General features: G+C 52.3%; 16 protein-coding genes and 4 tRNA genes. 1 reads left to right on the forward strand and 19 read right to left on the reverse strand.

What is annotated here, in order from left to right; all coding sequences use genetic code 11:
- The first annotated feature begins 353 nt into the window (after positions 1 to 353).
- Positions 354 to 2,009 (forward strand): arylsulfatase AslA, encoded by a 1,656-nt coding sequence (gene aslA, locus KXD89_RS21745; RefSeq protein WP_000395863.1) that lies wholly within the window; start codon positions 354 to 356, stop codon positions 2,007 to 2,009.
- Between the two features lie 158 nt (positions 2,010 to 2,167).
- Here aslA and KXD89_RS21750 read toward each other — a convergent pair whose 3' ends face one another.
- From KXD89_RS21750 to rho, 19 genes are all read right to left on the reverse strand, one after another.
- Entirely contained in the window at positions 2,168 to 3,403 is a 1,236-nt protein-coding gene (locus KXD89_RS21750) for an anaerobic sulfatase maturase (protein ID WP_000941517.1), read from the reverse strand.
- A 146-nt stretch (positions 3,404 to 3,549) separates the two neighbouring features.
- A tRNA-Pro gene (locus KXD89_RS21755) sits at positions 3,550 to 3,626 on the reverse strand.
- A 42-nt stretch (positions 3,627 to 3,668) separates the two neighbouring features.
- A tRNA-Leu gene (locus tag KXD89_RS21760) sits at positions 3,669 to 3,755 on the reverse strand.
- 20 nt (positions 3,756 to 3,775) lie between these two features.
- Positions 3,776 to 3,851, reverse strand: a tRNA-His gene (locus KXD89_RS21765).
- 58 nt (positions 3,852 to 3,909) lie between these two features.
- A tRNA-Arg gene (locus KXD89_RS21770) sits at positions 3,910 to 3,986 on the reverse strand.
- Between the two features lie 102 nt (positions 3,987 to 4,088).
- The gene (locus KXD89_RS21775; RefSeq protein WP_000774731.1) at positions 4,089 to 5,474 is read right to left on the reverse strand and encodes an amino acid permease; all 1,386 of its coding nucleotides are present in this window, start codon (positions 5,472 to 5,474) and stop codon (positions 4,089 to 4,091) included.
- A 190-nt stretch (positions 5,475 to 5,664) separates the two neighbouring features.
- Positions 5,665 to 6,405, reverse strand: a complete 741-nt coding sequence (gene wecG, locus KXD89_RS21780) for a lipopolysaccharide N-acetylmannosaminouronosyltransferase (protein WP_001064040.1) — start codon at positions 6,403 to 6,405, stop codon at positions 5,665 to 5,667.
- A gap of 2 nt (positions 6,406 to 6,407) precedes the next feature.
- Positions 6,408 to 7,760, reverse strand: a complete 1,353-nt coding sequence (gene wzyE, locus KXD89_RS21785) for an ECA oligosaccharide polymerase (protein WP_000055129.1) — start codon at positions 7,758 to 7,760, stop codon at positions 6,408 to 6,410.
- On the reverse strand, positions 7,757 to 8,836 hold the full coding sequence (gene rffT, locus KXD89_RS21790) for a TDP-N-acetylfucosamine:lipid II N-acetylfucosaminyltransferase (RefSeq protein ID WP_000217234.1): 1,080 nt from the start codon (positions 8,834 to 8,836) through the stop codon (positions 7,757 to 7,759). The genes wzyE and rffT overlap by 4 nt, the downstream gene beginning before the upstream one ends.
- Positions 8,833 to 10,083 carry a lipid III flippase WzxE gene (gene wzxE / locus KXD89_RS21795; protein WP_072647350.1) on the reverse strand — a complete coding sequence of 417 codons (1,251 nt, stop codon included), beginning with the start codon at positions 10,081 to 10,083 and terminating at the stop codon, positions 8,833 to 8,835. Before wzxE ends, rffT begins: the two co-directional genes overlap by 4 nt.
- Position 10,084: 1 nt before the next feature.
- On the reverse strand, positions 10,085 to 11,215 hold the full coding sequence (gene rffA / locus KXD89_RS21800; protein WP_000612043.1) for a dTDP-4-amino-4,6-dideoxygalactose transaminase: 1,131 nt from the start codon (positions 11,213 to 11,215) through the stop codon (positions 10,085 to 10,087).
- A 4-nt stretch (positions 11,216 to 11,219) separates the two neighbouring features.
- Entirely contained in the window at positions 11,220 to 11,894 is a 675-nt protein-coding gene (gene rffC, locus KXD89_RS21805) for a dTDP-4-amino-4,6-dideoxy-D-galactose acyltransferase (protein ID WP_001145183.1), read from the reverse strand.
- The gene (rfbA, locus tag KXD89_RS21810) at positions 11,872 to 12,753 is read right to left on the reverse strand and encodes a glucose-1-phosphate thymidylyltransferase RfbA (protein WP_000676056.1); all 882 of its coding nucleotides are present in this window, start codon (positions 12,751 to 12,753) and stop codon (positions 11,872 to 11,874) included. The genes rffC and rfbA overlap by 23 nt, the downstream gene beginning before the upstream one ends.
- 18 nt (positions 12,754 to 12,771) lie before the next feature.
- Entirely contained in the window at positions 12,772 to 13,839 is a 1,068-nt protein-coding gene (gene rffG / locus KXD89_RS21815; protein WP_001226601.1) for a dTDP-glucose 4,6-dehydratase, read from the reverse strand.
- Positions 13,839 to 15,101 carry a UDP-N-acetyl-D-mannosamine dehydrogenase gene (gene wecC, locus KXD89_RS21820; protein ID WP_000006621.1) on the reverse strand — a complete coding sequence of 421 codons (1,263 nt, stop codon included), beginning with the start codon at positions 15,099 to 15,101 and terminating at the stop codon, positions 13,839 to 13,841. Before wecC ends, rffG begins: the two co-directional genes overlap by 1 nt.
- Positions 15,098 to 16,228, reverse strand: a complete 1,131-nt coding sequence (gene wecB, locus KXD89_RS21825) for a non-hydrolyzing UDP-N-acetylglucosamine 2-epimerase (protein WP_001340422.1) — start codon at positions 16,226 to 16,228, stop codon at positions 15,098 to 15,100. Before wecB ends, wecC begins: the two co-directional genes overlap by 4 nt.
- A 55-nt stretch (positions 16,229 to 16,283) precedes the next feature.
- A complete protein-coding gene (gene wzzE / locus KXD89_RS21830) occupies positions 16,284 to 17,330 on the reverse strand; it encodes an ECA polysaccharide chain length modulation protein (protein WP_001295256.1) in 1,047 nt (348 codons plus the stop codon).
- Between the two features lie 11 nt (positions 17,331 to 17,341).
- Positions 17,342 to 18,445, reverse strand: a complete 1,104-nt coding sequence (wecA, locus tag KXD89_RS21835) for a UDP-N-acetylglucosamine--undecaprenyl-phosphate N-acetylglucosaminephosphotransferase (RefSeq protein ID WP_001050960.1) — start codon at positions 18,443 to 18,445, stop codon at positions 17,342 to 17,344.
- A 239-nt stretch (positions 18,446 to 18,684) separates the two neighbouring features.
- The gene (gene rho, locus KXD89_RS21840; protein ID WP_001054527.1) at positions 18,685 to 19,944 is read right to left on the reverse strand and encodes a transcription termination factor Rho; all 1,260 of its coding nucleotides are present in this window, start codon (positions 19,942 to 19,944) and stop codon (positions 18,685 to 18,687) included.

The following is a 19,944-nucleotide window of genomic DNA, read 5'->3' on the forward strand; positions in this document are numbered from 1 at the left end:
TCTTTGCTTCCTGAGTAATAACTTCCTGAGTGAATATTTAACCTGAGCTTGATCCTACACATACTTATTATGAATGATAAAATTCATTCAATTAATAACACATATATTAATTGCCGTTAAAACTAAAAACAGCATCAATAATCAACGCGATATAATAAACCTGCCTTACATATCAACTGCGCCAGAGGTAGGATTGAAAACGCTCTCCTGATTTTCCAATTCATTTTCTGGATAAATAAATAATTTATTTTTGTCACTATTATTTATGTAATCATCCTGTCAGGGAGAGGGATCTCAATTATCAATGCTTAATTACGTCATCATTTTGATGACATGAAACCGGAGCATTTTGCATGGAATTTTCGTTTTCACCCAAACGTCTTGTTGTTGCTGTCGCCGCCGCTCTTCCTCTCATGGCCAGCGCAGCAGATACCCCGTCAACTGCCACCGCACGCAAAGGCTTTGCCGGATACGATCACCCAAACCAGTATCTGGTTAAACCGGCGACCACTATTGCCGACAATATGATGCCAGTAATGCAGCATCCGGCGCAGGATAAAGAAACCCAGCAGAAGCTGGCAGAACTTGAGAAAAAAACCGGTAAGAAACCGAATGTGGTTGTTTTCTTGCTGGACGATGTGGGCTGGATGGACGTCGGTTTTAACGGTGGCGGCGTGGCGGTGGGTAACCCTACACCAGATATCGACGCCGTTGCCAGCCAGGGGCTGATTTTAACTTCGGCGTATTCTCAACCAAGCTCTTCCCCAACCCGCGCCACCATTCTCACCGGACAATACTCCATCCACCACGGCATTCTGATGCCGCCAATGTACGGGCAACCGGGCGGGCTGCAAGGGTTAACCACGCTGCCGCAGTTGCTGCACGATCAGGGCTACGTCACTCAGGCCATCGGAAAATGGCATATGGGGGAAAACAAAGAGTCGCAGCCGCAGAACGTTGGCTTTGATGATTTCCGTGGCTTTAACTCGGTGTCTGATATGTACACCGAATGGCGCGACGTTCACGTCAATCCGGAAGTGGCCCTGAGTCCGGACCGTTCTGAATACATCAAGCAATTACCGTTCAGCAAAGATGACGTTCATGCGGTGCGCGGCGGCGAACAACAGGCCATTGCCGACATTACGCCGAAATATATGGAAGATCTGGATCAACGCTGGATGGACTATGGCGTTAAGTTCCTCGACAAGATGGCGAAGAGCGATAAACCATTCTTCCTCTACTACGGCACTCGTGGCTGCCACTTCGATAACTACCCAAATGCGAAATATGCGGGTAGCTCTCCGGCACGCACCTCGTATGGCGACTGCATGGTGGAGATGAACGATGTGTTCGCTAATCTGTATAAAACACTGGAGAAAAACGGTCAGCTTGATAACACGCTGATCGTCTTTACCTCCGATAACGGACCGGAAGCCGAAGTACCGCCGCACGGACGCACCCCGTTCCGTGGTGCGAAAGGTTCGACCTGGGAAGGCGGCGTTCGCGTACCGACTTTCGTTTACTGGAAAGGGATGATCCAACCGCGTAAATCTGACGGTATTGTCGATCTGGCAGATCTCTTCCCTACCGCGCTGGATCTGGCAGGGCATCCTGGAGCGAAAGTGGCGAATTTAGTGCCGAAAACCACCTTTATCGATGGTGTGGACCAGACATCCTTCTTCCTGGGAACAAATGGTCAGTCTAACCGTAAGGCCGAGCACTACTTCCTCAACGGTAAACTCGCTGCTGTGCGTATGGATGAGTTCAAGTATCACGTCCTGATTCAGCAACCTTACGCTTATACCCAGAGCGGATATCAGGGTGGATTCACCGGCACAGTAATGCAAACGGCGGGATCGTCGGTGTTTAACCTCTACACCGATCCGCAGGAAAGCGACTCCATCGGCGTGCGCCATATTCCGATGGGTGTACCGCTACAGACCGAAATGCACGCGTATATGGAGATCCTGAAAAAATATCCACCACGCGCGCAGATTAAATCTGACTAAGCCGGCGCTATCGCTGAGATCTGCCTTTGCCGGATGCGATGCTGACGCATCTTATCCAGCCTACAGAACGCTGCAATTTATTGAATTTGCACGATCATGTAGGCCGGATAAGGCGTTTACGCCGCATCCGGCAATCAACCGCAGGCGGCCGCCGATTTCTACTTACTCACCACCAGCAAATGCGCATGCATAATGTCGCTGGCCGGGCGACCGTGCGCCAGCAAATCAGCCATTGCTTTAAGATATGGCGGTAGATGGCGGAAATAACGCTGATACCCGGCACACAAATAATTCAGTCCCGGTTTGCCGCTGGCATCGAGCATGAAGCGGTGTTTCGGGCAGCCTCCCCAGCACGCTTTTAACACGTTACAACTGCGACACTGCGCCGGTAACTGCTTAAATTTATCTTCACCAAACGCCTGCTGTTGCGGGGAATCGATCATTTCTGCAATTGTTTGCTGGTGCATATTCCCCAGCCGATATTGCGGATAAACATAGTGATCACAGGCGTAAACGTCGCCGTTGTGCTCAACAATCACCGAGCGCCCACAGGTTGGCTGATGATGGCAAACCGCACCCGGCGCACCGACAAAATTGGCAAACGCCCATTCGATATTCATCACGAAAATCTTGCCGACGTCGCGTTTGATCCAGTGGTCGAATATCGCCACCAGAAACTCACCGAACTCCTCGGGGCGCACCGACCATTCCGTTAGCTCACCCTGAATATCACCAGGCGCATGTAACTTAAGTCCATCGCGGGCAGTTGTTTCATCAGCCAGGCGCTCGACCACCGGAATAAACTGGATGAATTCGACTCCCGCATCGCACAAAAAATCATATACCTGCAACGGTTGCTGCGCGCTGGTGCGATTAACGCAGACCAGCACGTTATAGTCGACATGATGTTTTTGCAGGAGCGTCAGGGCACGCATCACCAGCTTATGCGTGGGTCTGCCACCTTTAGTCACGCGATATTGATTGTGGATCTCAGGCGGGCCATCCAGCGATAAACCAACAAGAAAATGATGCTCCGCGAGAAACGCGCACCATTCGTCATCCAGCAGCACGCCGTTAGTCTGGAAGCTGTTACTTATCTTCCTGCCAGCACCATATTTCGCCTGTAGCGCTACGGCACGGCGGTAAAACGCCAGCCCGAGTAGCGTTGGTTCGCCGCCCTGCCAGGTAAAAGCCACTTCGTTTTGCGGTTCGCTGGCAGCGATATAGTGACGGACATACGCTTCCAGCGTGTCATCGTCCATATGCGTGACTGGCTTTTCGCGGTAAAGGGATTGTTTTTCGAGATAAAAACAGTAGTCACAGTTCAGATTACAATCGGAACCGCTCGGTTTCGCCATCACATGAAAAGCACGCGTTGGAACCTGTTGCAGCATGGTCGCTCCTTGCCTGAAGTCATCCTTCAATACGTTAAGGGCGAAATCATACCGTGGGGCAATGAGTTATTACGGGCGTTTATTGCGAAGGGAGGGTGACGAAATGCACAGAAAACAAAAAACCCCGCCGAAGCGGGGTTCAAAATTGGTCGGCGAGAGAGGATTCGAACCTCCGACCCACTGGTCCCAAACCAGTTGCGCTACCAAGCTGCGCTACTCGCCGAAATACTGCTTTTTGAATTTTTAGTTCAATTCTTTAAAGTCGTGGTGCGAGGGGGGGGACTTGAACCCCCACGTCCGTAAGGACACTAACACCTGAAGCTAGCGCGTCTACCAATTCCGCCACCTTCGCATTGTCACAACTTCTAATAATGGGGTGGCTAATGGGATTCGAACCCACGACAACTGGAATCACAATCCAGGGCTCTACCAACTGAGCTATAGCCACCACTACAAATCTTGTTACGCGGTATTACTACCACCGCAGCTCAAGCGCCGGGACTAAATGGCGCGCCCGACAGGATTCGAACCTGAGACCTCTGCCTCCGGAGGGCAGCGCTCTATCCAGCTGAGCTACGGGCGCTTAGCGCCGTTGCGGGGGTGGATAATACGGACTTCCCACCCCTCTGTCTAGTCCCTTTTTAAATAAATTGCGCGTTTGGTTACGGTTTGTGCGTTTTGCTGCTTATTCCTCCAGTTTATGCGCTTTCCCGTGGCGATTAAGGCCAAAAACTTTATAAATCGCCGTCACCGCCAGCATAAAGATGATGCCAACAAACAGCGACATACGCGTATCTTCATTAAAGTACATGCCGATCAAAACGCAAATCAGGAATGCCATTGTTACGTAATTGGCCCACGGGAACAGGATTGAGCGGAACGGATGGCTGGCAATCGCCGCTTTATGTGCACGCCGAAAACGCAGCTGGCTTATCAATATCACAAACCATGGCACCATCCCCGGAAGCACGCTGGCACTGTAGACGTAGACAAACACACGCTGCGGATTGGGAATGATGTAGTTCAGGCATGAGCCAATTAGCAGAATAGCAATAGATACTGCCACACCCGCAACCGGTACGCCGTGACGGGAAACTTTCGCCATTGCCGCCGGTAACTGACGGTTTTTCGCCAGTGCGTAGAGCATACGTCCGCAACTGTACATGCCGCTGTTACAGCCAGAGAGCGCAGCCGTCAGCACCACAAAGTTGATAATGCCCGCCGCTGCGGTAATACCGATTTTGGCAAAAGTCAGTACGAACGGGCTGCCGTTGCTGCCTATTTCATTCCACGGGAAGATGGTGACGATAACGAAAATCGCGCCTACGTAGAAAATCAGGATCCGCCACAGCACCTTGCCTACGGCACTGCGCAGCGTCACCTGCGGATTCTTCGCTTCACCGGCAGTAATGCCAATCAGCTCCACGCCCTGGTAGGACGCCACCACAATACACAGAGCGGTCAGGAACCCTTTCCAGCCACCCGCAAAGAAACCGCCATGCTCTGTGAGATTGCTAAAACCAATCGACTGCCCGCCATTGCCAAAGCCAAAGAAAATCACGCCCAGGCCAATGACAATCATCACGATAATCGTGGTGACTTTGATCATCGCGAACCAGAACTCGATTTCGCCGTACAACCGCACCGCCGCCAGATTCGCCAACGCCACCAGCGCCACTGCGATCAATGCGGGTATCCACTGCGCCATCTCCGGGAACCAGAACTGGACATAAACGCCAATGGCGGTGATTTCAGAGATCCCCACCGCCATCCACATAAACCAGTAAGACCAGGCGGTGAGATAGCCAAAGAACGGGCTCATATAACGATGCGCATAAACGGCGAACGAACCGGTAACCGGTTCGAGGAACAACATTTCGCCCATTGAACGCATGATGAAAAAGACGAACAGCCCGGCGATGATATAGGCCAACAATACGGATGGCCCGGCCCATTTCAGGGTACTGGCGGCCCCCATAAACAGGCCGACGCCAATGGTGCCCCCCAGGGCGATGAGTTCGATATGTCGAGCTTCCAGCCCACGCTGTAGCTCTGGTTTGTTATCTGCCATAAATCCTCGTGTTGTGTTTGCATGCTTTCCGGTGTTACCGGTTATCGTTATGGGTACATCGAGTGTTGCAAATGTTTTCGTAATTCAGGAGAAATGGCAAATAAAGCATTAAAAATTTGAATGCTTTGTGTAATAAAAAAGCAGACAGGCGACGGAGTGACCACTCCGTCGCTTTACAAAGAGAGGAAAATCATAGGTTGCCGGTGTAGTGCCAGCGTAAATAACGCAGCAAACGAAGCTGACGCTTAATGCGGCTCGGCTGCGAAAGCAGGCGGTAGAGCCACTCCAGCCCCAGCGTTTGCCAGATTTTCGGTGCGCGTTTTACGTGACCGGTGAAAACATCGTAAGTCCCGCCAACGCCCATATACAGCGCATCTGGATGTACCAGACGGCAGTCGCGCATGATGATCTCCTGCTTTGGCGATCCCATCGCAACGGTGACGATTTGCGCACCGCTGGCATGAATGCGTTCAAACAGCGCCTGACGCTGCTCGGGTTTAAAATAACCATCCTGACTGCCAACGATATTCACATTCCACTGGTTGCGCAGTTTAGCTTCAGTTTGCGCCAGCACTTCAGGTTTACCGCCCACAAGAAATACCGGCGTCCCTTCTTTGCCTGCGCGCGCCATCAGCTCTTCCCAGAGATCGGCACCGGCAACGCGGGAAACCTGCGCCTGCGGGTACTTTTTACGTACTGAACGTACAACGCTGATGCCATCCGCATATTTAAATTCGGCAGCGTTAATTAACTCCCTGACCTCGGCGTTATCTTCAATAGTCAGCATTTTTTCAGCATTAATGGCAACCAGCGTTCCCTGCTTAAGCTGCCCGTCAGCAAACAGATAATCGAGGGCGTGCTGCATATCACGCCAACCAATCAACTGTAAGCCACGCAGCGTATAGGTTGGTGCCGTGGTGTTGTTATTCATTGTTATCCTTCAACCTGCGTCCGGAGCGATGATTTTGTACGTTTATGAATGAGTCCGGCGCTTTCAAAAAGCCAGTACAACAGTTTTGCGATCATCAGACATGCGCCGAAGACCACGATAAAAAAGACCACGCGTGAGACAAACGAATCCAGCCCTTCACGCGCCAGCACGATCATATTGAAGATCGCCCCAAAGCAGAAACTGTGCAATATCGCAGCTTTATAGCGATTAGGCTCGCGGTTGCCCAGCTCATACAGCCAGTCGAACCATTTGATGATCAGACCAACCACGATCGCCCCGAGCGGGATGAACAACGCGCCGCCCATCACCACCAGTGAGCCTATAAGCGTAGGCGAGATCGCCAGTCCGGAGTGGTTATTCAGCACTTCCCAGGTAAAGTAGTTGGCTGAGTTCAGCACCATACTCGGGCGACCCGGCCACAGCCAGGAAGGGATAAAGACATAGAAATCGCGGACAATTGGAGCCAGGCCCTGGAAGTCGATGTTGTCGTAGTTCTGCAACAGCAACGCCAGATTCTCCCACGGCGAGAAGGTGTCGCGAGTGAGATAGAGAAACGTATAGAACGCTTCATCGCCGCTCACATTCATTCCATAGCGTTTTAGTGCCAGCCAGAACATGCCAACAATCCCCAGCACGCCCGCCGCCGCCAGCATCCACAACGAAATCCAGCCGCGAATAATGCCAATAAACAGGAAGATAGCGAATGCGATGATGATATTGGCGCGAGTGCCGCCGACAATCATATAAGTCAGCAAGCCAAAGGCGACCGTGCTGACGAGGAAAAACAGCCACGCTTTGCTGTCCTGGCGCAGAAAGTAGACCACCAGCATCGCCGGGATGAAAAAGTAAAAGAAGCGTTTTAACGCCACGCCGGAGACTTCACTGGAAAAGATCTGACTGTAGGAGTTAAGCCGGAACAGCAAAAAGCCGTTGTGCATGAAGAAGATGCCGACGCTTACCAGCGCGATACCCATCAGGATCACCCACGTAAGATTGGTCTCCACGCGGTTCATGGTAAACAGCGGACGGCGCGGTACATCAGCAACGCGTTTGCGTAGGCGGGTTTTGTAGGTGACATAGTAAACCGCGTAGAAGCAGCCCGCAGAAAGCAACGCCTGCAACAAGATTTCTGGCGGCGCGACACCAACATCAAAGCGAAATACCAGCACGCTGGTCAGCGGGAAGCCGAAGAAAAAGGTGAGCAAAAACAGCAATGAAAAGAAGACATTGAAGTTAAAGCGCACACGGCGAAACTCAAACCAGGTCAGCGTGGCAATAAACAGCGTGCAGAGCAGCCAGACAACAAACAGGCCACTGAATTGCAGCAGACTCATGCGACCTCCCTGGCGGCAATCGCCAACGCCCGCTGCCAGCCTTGTAGATAGTTAGGGCTAAAGAAGGCAATGGTGTTTTTATCCACCGACGCCAACTGGCGCTGCGCTTCACGCACAATATCCTCGTTGAGATCGTCGGTAGTAAACAGCACCGGCAAATGTTGTTCCGTCATATCCTGCCAGAACGGATTTTCCCGGTTAAGCACACAAGGAATGCCCGCCTGAATCAGTAAGCACAGCGTACCAATGCCCTGCTGGCGGGCAAAAATAAAGTAACCAAGATCGCACTGACGAAGTAGCGCCAGATAGGCGTCAAATTCCAGTTTTTCGCTCAGAATTTGTAGATTTTCTTCGCTGAATAACTCCAGCCCCGCCTGACGAACTTCCTCAATGTACGCTTCGTTATTAGGCGGATATCCCATCGGCACCACCACTTTTACCGTATCGCCAAATTGCTGATGAACGGCGCGCAAGGCAGCAATATGCTCATTGCTGCGGTCGCCGGAGTTCCCCACCAGAATGGTCATTTTCCCTTCACGTTGCCGATCGTTCGCCATCGTATTGAGCGAAGGGTCCATCCGCGTCGGGAAGAACAGCAGTTCGCCCCGCACCTTTGGGTGCGTTTTGGCAAAAAAGCTCAAATCGCCGCGGGTGGCAAATACACAGCCGACTCGCTTTTGCGCCAGGCGACGTAGTGGGTAAAAAAGCTTATATCTCAAGCCACTGGAAAGCTCATACAGGTCTGCCCCCCAGATATGCCAGAAAAACTGGCTGGGCTTAATGCCACCACTCAGCAGAGCCAGCCACAGTGTGGGATTGAACTGACCGTGGAAGAAAAAACGCTGCTGACGGTTAGCTTTTGCTTTCGCGATGACCGCTTCCGCCAGCGATTTTTTCCCAGGGAAAAATTGCACAGAAAGCGCCGGACAGCTATCACTTAAGCCGTCGTCCTTGCCAACAACCATAAACTCGCGCGCGTGCTCGCTCGTCGCGGCCAGCGCGTCATTGAAAAACCGCAAAACGGTTCGGTTATGGTGAGGGATATCCGATCCCAGTACGTGAATCAGTACAGTCATGCCCGCCTACGCCAGAGTAAAAACACGCCACAACAAAGAGAAAAATAGACGATATAAGTTGCCATATATGCCTGCGCCGCGCCCAGTGCACCATGCGCAGGGATTAGCCAGTGGGCAAATACCATCAATAAAGTGAACTGGCTGACTTCCGCCAGAATATAAAACCGCAGTGACGCTTTGGCGATCACCAGATAACCAAAGACATAAGCGCCCACTTTTAACACATCACCCACTAACTGCCAGGCAAAGAGATCGCGCATAGCGGTAAATTTATTCGACAACAGCAGCCAGATAGCAAAATCACGCAGCAGCCAGACGGTAAAACTCGCCGCCGCCACTGCCGATAAGACGAATTTCAGCGATTTAACCACTTCCCGGGTGATATCGCGCTTTTCCGTTAGCCGCGACAACGTGGGCAGCAAATATACGCTGAACGATGCCGTAATAAATTGCAGGTAGGCATCGGAAATACTGCTCACCCCTTGCCAGATCCCCACCTCATCCCAGCTATACTGCGCCGCCAGCAGTTTACGCATCATGATGTAAGCAACAGGCAAGGTCACCGACGTAATCAACGCCATGAGCGTAAATTTGCTCAACTGCCCTGCCAGACCGTTATCCCAGCTGGGTTTCAGATAGCTTAACGGGATGACACCACGTTTGATCAACATGATGGCGGCAGGAATTACCACCAGCGCGGGAATCAGCGCCAGACCCAGCAACGCCCCTTCATAACCGCCCAAACGGTAACTGACGTAGTACGCGAGAACGCCAATCAAGCTGCCGACAATCAGCGATAACGCATTACCTGCGGCATCGCGAAAGCCTTTCATCAGCGCCAGTAACAGGTTGCCCCAGGCGATCCCCATTTGCACCAGCGCCACTAAACGCACCAGCCCCTGATAGTCGGTATTACCAAACAATCCCTGGCTGATTGGCGCAGCTGCCAGCACAAAAACCAGCGCCATCAGCGTAGAGAAACCAAGTACCATCGCTGATGAAGTGCCGACCACGCGGCGCAGCTGTTGCGGATTATCATGGTACTGGGCAACGTATTTGGTTACACCGTTAAAGATGCCAGCCCCGGCAAGCACGCCGAGCACGGTAATCAACTGGCGGAAATTTGCCGCCAGCCCAAGCCCCGCCGGACCAAATGACACCGCCAGCAACTTACCGACCAGTAACCCGGCACCAATCTTGACCAGTGTACTGGCCGCCGTCCACAAGGACGCTTTTGCCAACGACATATCAGGAAAAGTAGTTCAACAAAGTCGCAATTACCGTACGCTGATTGACGGGCGACAGGTTGTAGAACAGCGGCAGGCGCAGCAGGCGCTCGCTCTCTTTGGTGGTGTAGCGATCTTCACCGTGGAACTCACCAAAGTGTTCCCCCGCAGGGCAACCGTGCAGCGGAATGTAATGAAACACCGCCATGATTTCCGCTTCTTTCAGAAAGTTAATCAACGCGCTCCGGTCATCAATATCCCGCAGTTTAATGTAGAACATATGCGCGTTCTGCACGCAGCCATCGGGAATCGACGGCAGCTCGATACGCCCGGCTTTCGCCAGAGGCGCTAACGCATCGTAGTAGTTTTGCCACAGCGCCAGACGTTGCTGGTTGATACGATCCGCTGCTTCCAGTTGCGCCCACAGGTATGCAGCTTGCAGATCGGACATCAAATAGCTGGAGCCAATATCGCGCCAGGTATATTTATCGACCTGACCACGGAAGAACTGGCTGCGGTTAGTGCCCTTTTCACGGATGATCTCGGCTCGTTCGATTAACGCTTTATCGTTAATCAGCGTCGCGCCGCCTTCACCGCCCGCCGTGTAGTTTTTGGTTTCATGGAAGCTAAAGCAGCCAATATGACCAATGGTTCCCAGTGCACGCCCTTTGTAAGTGGACATCACGCCCTGAGCGGCATCTTCTACCACAAACAAATTATGCTTTTTCGCCAACGCCATAATGGTGTCCATTTCGCAGGCCACACCCGCGTAATGGACCGGCACGATAACGCGCGTTTTGTCGGTGATCGCCGCTTCAATCAGCGTTTCGTCGATGTTCATGGTGTCCGGGCGAACATCCACAAAAACGATTTTTGCGCCACGCAGCACAAAGGCATTGGCGGTGGAGACAAAGGTGTAGCTCGGCATGATCACTTCATCGCCAGGCTGGATATCGAGCAGCAGCGCCGCCATCTCCAGCGAAGCGGTGCAGGACGGCGTCAGTAACACTTTGGCGCTGCCAAAACGTTGCTCCAGCCACTGCTGGCAGCGACGGGTAAAACCGCCATCGCCACACAGTTTGCCGCTACCCATTGCCGACTGCATATAGTCGAGTTCGGTTCCCACCACCGGCGGTGCGTTAAATGGAATCATGTGATCACCTGTATAACCAGTACGCGGTGCTTTCTACATTCGCACCACTTTGTATGTATCGTTTAAGCGCGGCGGTGTTGCCCATTTGGGTCGCCACCCGCAAAGTTGTTTTACCGCGAGCATACGCCCAGTTTAGCGCCGTTTGCATCAGCTCAGCACCTGCACCGCGTCCAGCCAGCAGGCCAATTCGCGCATCTGTCGCATTGAGTTCCCGTAAAGAGACATAGCCGCGAATATCGCCGGACGCCGCACGTAAAATCAGACATTGATGATCAAAGGTGCCGCGCACGGCATTTTCAATCCACTGTGCATAAAAGCGACTGCTGGCGTCAGGCGCATACCACGGCGCACGAAAACGGCTTTGCGCAAATGCGGCGCTGGCTAACTGACGTAATGCGGGAATATCGGTCTCTTGTGCCACTACAGCACCGCTATCACTGGCATTGTTCACTGGTAGCGCCAAATCAACTTCACCTTCTACCAGGGAGAATCCCAGCTGTTGCAGGGCATCCAGTTCACCCGTATTTGATGCCGCAATTTTGGCCTGCACCCGTGACCACGGCGCTAACGCGTCTGGCGTCAGGAGCGGTGCTTCAGACGTAATGCGCACGATGGCGCTGTTAACACCAAAGAAGGCGTTTTCCCAGGTTAGTGGCTCAATACTGGCGCGGACGGGCACGAAGTAACTCCAGCAGATATTGGCCGTAGCCAGTTTTCGCTAATGAACTGGCAGCACGCTTCACACCCTCGTCATCGAGCCAGCCGTTACGCCAGGCAATCTCTTCCAGGCAGGCAATCTTAAAGCCCTGGCGTTTTTCCACCGTCTGTACAAAGGTGCTGGCTTCAATCAGGCTGTCGTGAGTGCCGGTATCCAGCCAGGCAAATCCGCGCCCGAGCAGTTCAACGGTCAGGTTGCCCGCCTCGAGGTACATCTGGTTGATGGAGGTAATCTCCAGTTCACCACGCTCCGACGGCTTCACCTGCTTTGCGTACTCCACGACTTTACTGTCGTAGAAATAAAGCCCGGTCACCGCCCAGTTTGACTTCGGCTGTTTTGGCTTTTCTTCCAGCGAGATAGCGCGGAAATTGTCGTCAAACTCCACCACGCCAAAGCGTTCCGGGTCCATCACCTGATAGCCAAAAACCGTCGCCCCTTCGGTGCGCGCCGCAACATGACGCAGCTTCGGACTGAAGCCCTGACCGAAGAAGATGTTATCGCCCAGCACCAGACAAGAAGGTTCACCATTAAGGAAGGTTTCACCGATGATAAAGGCCTGCGCCAGACCGTCCGGGCTGGGCTGTTCGGCATATTCCAGCTGGATACCGAACTCACTACCATCGCCCAGCAGGCGCTGGAAATAACCTTTATCTTCCGGCGTAGTGATGATGAGAATTTCGCGGATACCGGCCAGCATCAGCACCGACAGCGGATAGTAAATCATTGGCTTATCGTAAATCGGCAACAGTTGCTTCGATACGCCGCGCGTAATCGGATGCAATCGGGTGCCGGAACCGCCCGCCAGGATAATACCTTTCATGTTTGCCTCCGCTGAAAATTAGCCTTTCAGACCTAAACGCTCGCCCTGATAGCTGCCGTCCTGCACCTGCTTCCACCAGCTTTCATTAGCCAGATACCACTGAACCGTTTTACGCATTCCACTTTCAAAGGTTTCCTGCGGCAGCCAGCCAAGTTCACGGGCAATTTTCGAAGCATCAATGGCATAACGCAGATCATGCCCCGGACGGTCAGCGACAAAGGTGATCAGGTCACGATAGTGCGCCACGCCGTGCGGCTTGTTCGGAGCCAGTTCTTCCAGCAGCTCGCAAATGGTTTCCACAACATCGAGATTCTTACGCTCGTTGTGACCACCAATATTATAGGTTTCACCGACTTTCCCGGTGGTCGCCACGCAATACAGCGCGCGGGCGTGATCTTCCACATACAGCCAGTCACGGATTTGCTGCCCGTTGCCATATACCGGCAGCGATTTACCCGCCAGCGCGTTGAGGATCATCAGCGGGATCAGTTTTTCCGGAAAGTGGTAAGGGCCGTAGTTATTCGAGCAGTTGGTGATAAGCGTCGGCAGACCATAGGTCCGCAGCCAGGCGCGCACCAGATGGTCGCTGCTGGCTTTTGACGCGGAATAAGGGCTGCTCGGCGCATACGGCGTGGTTTCGGTGAAGAAATCATCCGTCGAGTGCAGGTCACCATATACTTCGTCAGTGGAGATATGATGAAAACGGAACGCTGATTTTTTATCTTCCGTCAGCGCATTCCAGTAAGCCCGCGCCGCTTCAAGCAATGTATAAGTCCCGACAATGTTGGTTTCAATAAACGCTGCCGGGCCGTCAATAGAACGGTCAACATGGCTTTCGGCTGCCAGATGCATGACACAGTCTGGCTGATGCTCAGTGAATACGCGTGCCAGTTCTGCCCGATCGCAGATATCAACTTTCTCAAAGGCAAAGCGCTCGCTTTGCGCGACCGGTGCCAGCGACATCAGGTTTCCGGCGTAGGTCAGCTTATCGACCACTACCACCGCGTCGCTCGTTTCGTTGATGATATAACGCACCAGCGCCGAGCCAATAAACCCGGCACCACCTGTTATCAGAATTTTTCTCATCAGCGCCAGACTCCTTTGGCATCGACGACATACTGCTGATGGACATTGTCGCCATTGATAACTTTGAACTGACTATGATCGACCAGCATCACCAGCACGTCTGCCGTTGCCAGCGCCTCGTCAAGCTGCGCCAGAGTACAAAGCCCGGTCAGTTTTTTCGGCAACTGGTGGATGTTAGGCTCAACAACCAGAGTTTCGCCGCTATGCCACTGGGCGATCAGTTCAGCGATTTCCATCGCCGGGCTTTCGCGCAGGTCATCAATATTCGGTTTAAACGCCAGACCAAAGCAGGCGATTTTCAGTTCACTGGCGCGTTTATCGGTAGCCGCCAGGCAATCAGCCACCGCCGCTTTCACCTGATCGATAACCCAGAACGGTTTGTGATCGTTCACTTCGCGCGCGGTACGGATAAGCCGCGCCTGCTGGGGGTTCTGTGCCACGATAAACCACGGATCAACAGCAATGCAGTGACCGCCCACGCCAGGGCCAGGCTGAAGAATATTAACGCGAGGGTGACGATTCGCCAGGCGAATCAGTTCCCAGACGTTAATCCCCTGATCGGCACAAATCAGCGACAATTCATTAGCAAAAGCGATATTCACATCGCGGAAGCTGTTTTCGGTGAGCTTACACATTTCCGCCGTCCGCGAGTTAGTGACGACACACTCACCTTCGAGGAAAATTTTGTACAGTTCGCTGGCGCGGGCCGAACAAACCGGCGTCATACCACCAATCACGCGATCGTTTTTAATCAGCTCGACCATTACCTGTCCTGGTAACACGCGTTCCGGGCAGTAAGCAATGTTGACGTCCGCCTGCTCGCCCACCTGCTGCGGGAAAGTGAGATCCGGACGCATCTCTGCTAACCATTCTGCCATCTTCTCGGTTGACCCCACCGGCGAGGTGGATTCAAGGATCACCAGCGCGCCTTTTTTCAGCACTGGCGCAATGGAGCGAGCAGCCGATTCAACGTAGGTCATATCTGGCTCATGATCGCCCTTAAACGGCGTGGGTACAGCAATCAGCCAGGCATCCGCTTCAACTGGCGTCGTGCTCGCTCGTAAAAAACCGCCTTCTACGGCAGTTTTTACTACACTCGCCAAATCAGGTTCGACGATATGGATTTCGCCACGATTGATGGTATCAACCGCATGTTGGTTGATATCGACACCAATTACCTGTTTTTGCCGTGAGGCAAACGCTGCTGCCGTTGGCAGCCCGATATAACCCAGTCCGATAACAGAAATGGTCGCAAAACTCATAGTGATATCCGATTATTTTTTAACGCTTCCAGAATGCGAGAGCATGCCTGACCATCACCATACGGGTTATGGGCGCGGCTCATAGCTTGATATTCGTTTTCGTCTTTTAAAAGACGCGTCACTTCCTCGACAATTCGCTGCTTATCCGTGCCTACCAGACGCACCGTACCCGCCGTCACCGCTTCCGGACGCTCAGTGGTATCGCGCATCACCAGCACAGGTTTCCCCAGCGAAGGCGCTTCTTCCTGAATGCCGCCTGAGTCGGTCAAAATCAGCCAGGCGTGGTTCATCAGCCAGACAAACGGTAAATACTCCTGGGGATCGATCAGAATGACATTTTTCACATGCCCCAGAATGCGATTGACCGGTTCTCTGACGTTCGGGTTGAGATGCACCGGATAGACAATCTGGATGTCCTGGTGCGTGGTGGCGATGTCTGCCAGCGCGTGGCAGATTTCTTCAAAGCCACGACCGAAACTCTCACGCCTGTGACCGGTCACCAGAATCATCTTTTTATCGGGGTCGATAAACGGGTAATTTGCCGCCAGTTCTGAACGCAGCTTGTCGCTGCTCATCACCTGGTCACGCACCCATAACAGTGCATCAATGACTGTATTACCGGTAATGAAGATTCGGCTATCCGCAACGTTTTCACGCAGCAAGTTTTGCCGGGAAGTTTCGGTTGGAGAGAAGTGATACATCGCCAGATGCCCGGTCAATGTACGGTTAGCCTCTTCCGGCCACGGCGAATAGAGATCGCCCGTGCGCAGACCAGCCTCAACGTGACCAACAGGAATACGCTGATAAAACGCCGCCAGGCTGGTTGCCAGCGTCGTCGTCGTATCGCCGTGAACCAGCACGACGTCTGGTTTGAACTCGGCAAGAATAGGTTTTAGCCCTTCCAGAATCCGACAGGTTATCTCTGTCAGGCCCTGTCCTGGCTGCATTATGTTGAGATCGTAGTCAGGTACAATGGAAAAGAGTTTCAGCACCTGATCGAGCATCTCCCGATGCTGCGCAGTGACGCAAACTTTAGCCTCAAAAAAAGGATCTTTTGCCAACGCATGCACCAACGGCGCCATCTTGATGGCTTCCGGGCGCGTACCAAATACAGTCAGTACTTTCACATCGATTCTCTTCGAATAAGCGGCGAGCGCCTTTGCGCTCACCGCAGCAGTGTTGCTATTTCGAGCAACGGCGGGTTAATGCGACACCAGCCCCGATCAGCCCCCCGACAATGCCCCACATAATCATCAGGAAGGCACGACGTGGGCTATCGCGTTTTACCGGTTCTTCCGGCGTACGCAAATAGCGATAGGTCTGAAAACGCGGATCCAGGGTTGGACCAACATTCAGGGTGTTTAACATGGCCCGATTCTGATCATAGTCGAGATCAAAGGCCGGACCGACGGCCTGTAAATTTTCCAGTCGAGCCTGAAGCATTGGACGCCCAAGCAGGAACATTTCTGAATCAGGTAATTCCTCGGCAGGTACATCTGTCGCACTGCGCGAAATATTATGCTGCTCAGCAATTTTCAGCGCCTGCTCAATGCTGTTCATCCGGCGGTCGTAGATGGCTTTCGCCACCTCTTCCTGACGCTTCACCTGAGCTTTCATCTGGATGGTACGCGCCGCCCATGCGCCTTTCAGCTCATCATTCAGATGGCTGGCTGCACGCTGGCTGGCAAAAGCAACATACTGACGTAACAGGTTATTAGCGTCAGGCGCGGTTTCGGCAATAAGCTTCACGCTGTCATTGACCGCGCGGGTAAAGTCTCCGGGGATAAACTGGATGTTGTTAATCATTTCATCCAGCAACGCCGCATCGGCTTTGCTGTTGCCCACCATCCGCTGTTTGTAATAGTCGGTTTGCAGCCAGAACTCTCTGCGGGTATCCCACGAGGCCAGTTGCATAACAAACTCTTTATAGGCTTCGTCCATGACCGATGGTTGGTCGGCAGAAGCCATGTTTGAACGGACATCCAGGTTACGCAAAAATTGCTGCTGCGAGTAATATCCCCCCAGCATATTCACCGTTGGACGATCGGTAATCGCCGTCGAGCTCCACTCCTGACGAGCAAAAAACGTATACGCCAGCGCGATTAACGCAAACGCCAGCCCCATGCCAATAATCCATAGCTTCCCAGCCCACAAGGTACGAAACAACCCACGAATATCCAGTTCATTTTCAGCGTCTTCGGCCGGTTTCCCAGGCATTGGTTGTGTCATCACATCCTCATTTATTTGGTTAAATTGGGGCTGCCACCACGATTTCTACGCAGTCTGCGTTTTACGCGCTTAATAAAGCGAGCAACTTTCCAGGCACGCTTAATGCAATATCCATAGAGGAAGAATGCTAGCAAAAAGAGCACCAGCATGACCCACTCCGGGACAAAATGAGAATATTCTGCCAGCACGCCAATGGAAGCGAGCAGTGCTGCGGCAAGGGTAATCAGCACAAACGCCTGACGGGAAGTAAACCCGGCACGCATGATCAAATGGTGAATATGCTGACGGTCAGGAGAGAATGGGCTCATGCCTTTACGCAGGCGACGGTACATAATCGCCACCATATCCATTAGCGGAATGGCGATTATCCACAAAGCGGTAACCGGGCTGATGGGATGGGTTTTGCCCTGGGTCGTTTCGAGCAGGATCCAGATAACGGTAAAACCAATCAGCGTACTGCCCGCATCACCCATAAAGACTTTGTAGCGGCGACCCAGGATACCAAGGTTAAGCATGATGTATGGCAGGATGGCGGCGATCATCGCAAAGCACCAGATTGCGAGGCTGGTTTGCCCGTCGAACCACAAAATCATACCGATTGCTGCAAACGAGACGCAGGACAACCCGCCCAGCAAGCCATCAATGCCATCAACCATGTTGAACGCATTAATGGCCGCCCAGACGGCAAATAGCGTCAGGAAGTAACCAAACGGTCCGAGCACCATCTCCCAGGAGCCAAAGATATAACCCAGGCTACTGAGATAAAGCTTGCCGAACACCATCATAACAATGCCAACAGCGGCCTGTATGGTGGCACGGATTTTTACGCTGATATCAAAACGGTCATCCAGCGCGCCAATGAAAACAAGCACACCGGCACAAGCGAGATAGAGAGATGCATGCGGAATATAGTAATCGACAATTCCGAACGTGAAGCAAATCCCTGCGTAAACCGAAATCCCCCCAACGAGAGGTATCAATCCCTGGTGACGTTTGCGGAAGTTTGGTTTATCCACTAAACCGACTTTTTTTGCCACCTTACGGGCAAAAAACAGAAACAGTGTCGTGAATAAAAAAATACTGATGAGATCAGTACTCACTGTCAGTAAATTCACAATGCATGCTCTCAGAGAAAATTATTAGCAGAAGTATAACCACGAAGACCTTTATTCAGAAGGGAAAGTCCGTTCCAAACCCACCAGTCCTGTGCAAAAATTAACCATTTGATATGCAAATTGCATAACATGCCAGCAAATTCCAGGAATTTTCCTAACATCGCCAGCGCGGCATTAAGATTACAGATATAAAAGCAAAACGCCACGTAAACACGTGGCGTTTTTGGCATAAGACAAATTTATGAGCGTTTCATCATTTCGAAGAAATCGTCATTGGTCTTGGTCATTGCCAGTTTATTAATGAGGAATTCCATTGCATCGATTTCGCCCATCGGGTGAATGATTTTGCGCAGGATCCACATTTTCTGCAGTTCTTCCTGAGTCGTGAGCAGCTCTTCTTTACGGGTACCAGAACGGTTGTAGTCGATAGCCGGGAAGACGCGTTTTTCAGCGATCTTACGAGAGAGGTGCAGTTCCATGTTGCCTGTACCTTTAAACTCTTCGTAGATAACTTCGTCCATTTTAGAACCGGTATCGATAAGCGCCGTCGCGATAATGGTCAGGCTGCCGCCCTCTTCCACGTTACGCGCCGCACCAAAGAAGCGTTTCGGACGATGCAGGGCGTTGGCATCCACACCACCGGTCAACACTTTACCTGACGCCGGAACAACGGTGTTGTAAGCGCGCGCCAGACGAGTGATGGAGTCGAGCAGAATGATAACGTCTTTCTTGTGCTCAACCAGGCGTTTGGCCTTCTCGATCACCATTTCCGCAACCTGAACGTGGCGAGATGCGGGTTCGTCAAAGGTAGAAGCAACAACTTCACCTTTTACCAGACGCTGCATCTCGGTTACTTCTTCCGGACGTTCGTCGATCAGCAGAACCATCAGCACACAATCCGGGTGGTTGTAAGCAATGCTCTGAGCAATGTTCTGCAGCAGCATGGTTTTACCGGCTTTCGGCGGTGCCACAATCAGACCACGCTGACCACGACCGATAGGTGATGCCAGATCCAGTACGCGAGCAGTTAAATCTTCAGTAGAACCGTTACCACGTTCCATACGCAGACGAGAGTTTGCGTGCAGCGGGGTTAAGTTCTCAAAGAGGATTTTGTTGCGGGCGTTTTCAGGTTTGTCGAAGTTAACTTCGTTAACTTTCAGCAGCGCAAAATAGCGTTCACCTTCTTTCGGCGGGCGAATCTTACCAGAGATGGTATCACCAGTGCGGAGGTTGAAACGGCGGATTTGGCTAGGGGAAACGTAGATGTCATCAGGACCGGCGAGGTAGGAGCTGTCTGCGGAACGGAGGAAACCAAATCCATCCTGCAATATCTCCAGTACGCCATCACCAAAGATATCTTCGCCACTCTTTGCGTGCTGCTTCAGGATGGCAAAAATAATGTCCTGCTTACGCATACGAGCCAGGTTTTCCAGCCCCATATTTTCGCCGAGAGTGATCAGCTCAGAAACCGGCGTATTCTTTAATTCGGTAAGATTCAT

It is taken from the genome of Escherichia sp. TC-EC600-tetX4 (assembly GCF_019356055.1).
Lineage (GTDB): Bacteria > Pseudomonadota > Gammaproteobacteria > Enterobacterales > Enterobacteriaceae.

Bases quoted from the DNA above. Each gene is read 5' to 3' on its own strand.
- aslA (WP_000395863.1), top strand. From the start codon at position 354: ATGGAATTTTCGTTTTCACCCAAACGTCTTGTTGTTGCTGTCGCCGCC.
- KXD89_RS21750 (WP_000941517.1), bottom strand. From the start codon at position 3,403: ATGCTGCAACAGGTTCCAACGCGTGCTTTTCATGTGATGGCGAAACCG.
- KXD89_RS21775 (WP_000774731.1), bottom strand. From the start codon at position 5,474: ATGGCAGATAACAAACCAGAGCTACAGCGTGGGCTGGAAGCTCGACAT.
- wecG (WP_001064040.1), bottom strand. From the start codon at position 6,405: ATGAATAACAACACCACGGCACCAACCTATACGCTGCGTGGCTTACAG.
- wzyE (WP_000055129.1), bottom strand. From the start codon at position 7,760: ATGAGTCTGCTGCAATTCAGTGGCCTGTTTGTTGTCTGGCTGCTCTGC.
- rffT (WP_000217234.1), bottom strand. From the start codon at position 8,836: ATGACTGTACTGATTCACGTACTGGGATCGGATATCCCTCACCATAAC.
- wzxE (WP_072647350.1), bottom strand. From the start codon at position 10,083: ATGTCGTTGGCAAAAGCGTCCTTGTGGACGGCGGCCAGTACACTGGTC.
- rffA (WP_000612043.1), bottom strand. From the start codon at position 11,215: ATGATTCCATTTAACGCACCGCCGGTGGTGGGAACCGAACTCGACTAT.
- rfbA (WP_000676056.1), bottom strand. From the start codon at position 12,753: ATGAAAGGTATTATCCTGGCGGGCGGTTCCGGCACCCGATTGCATCCG.
- rffG (WP_001226601.1), bottom strand. From the start codon at position 13,839: ATGAGAAAAATTCTGATAACAGGTGGTGCCGGGTTTATTGGCTCGGCG.
- wecC (WP_000006621.1), bottom strand. From the start codon at position 15,101: ATGAGTTTTGCGACCATTTCTGTTATCGGACTGGGTTATATCGGGCTG.
- wzzE (WP_001295256.1), bottom strand. From the start codon at position 17,330: ATGACACAACCAATGCCTGGGAAACCGGCCGAAGACGCTGAAAATGAA.
- rho (WP_001054527.1), bottom strand. From the start codon at position 19,944: ATGAATCTTACCGAATTAAAGAATACGCCGGTTTCTGAGCTGATCACT.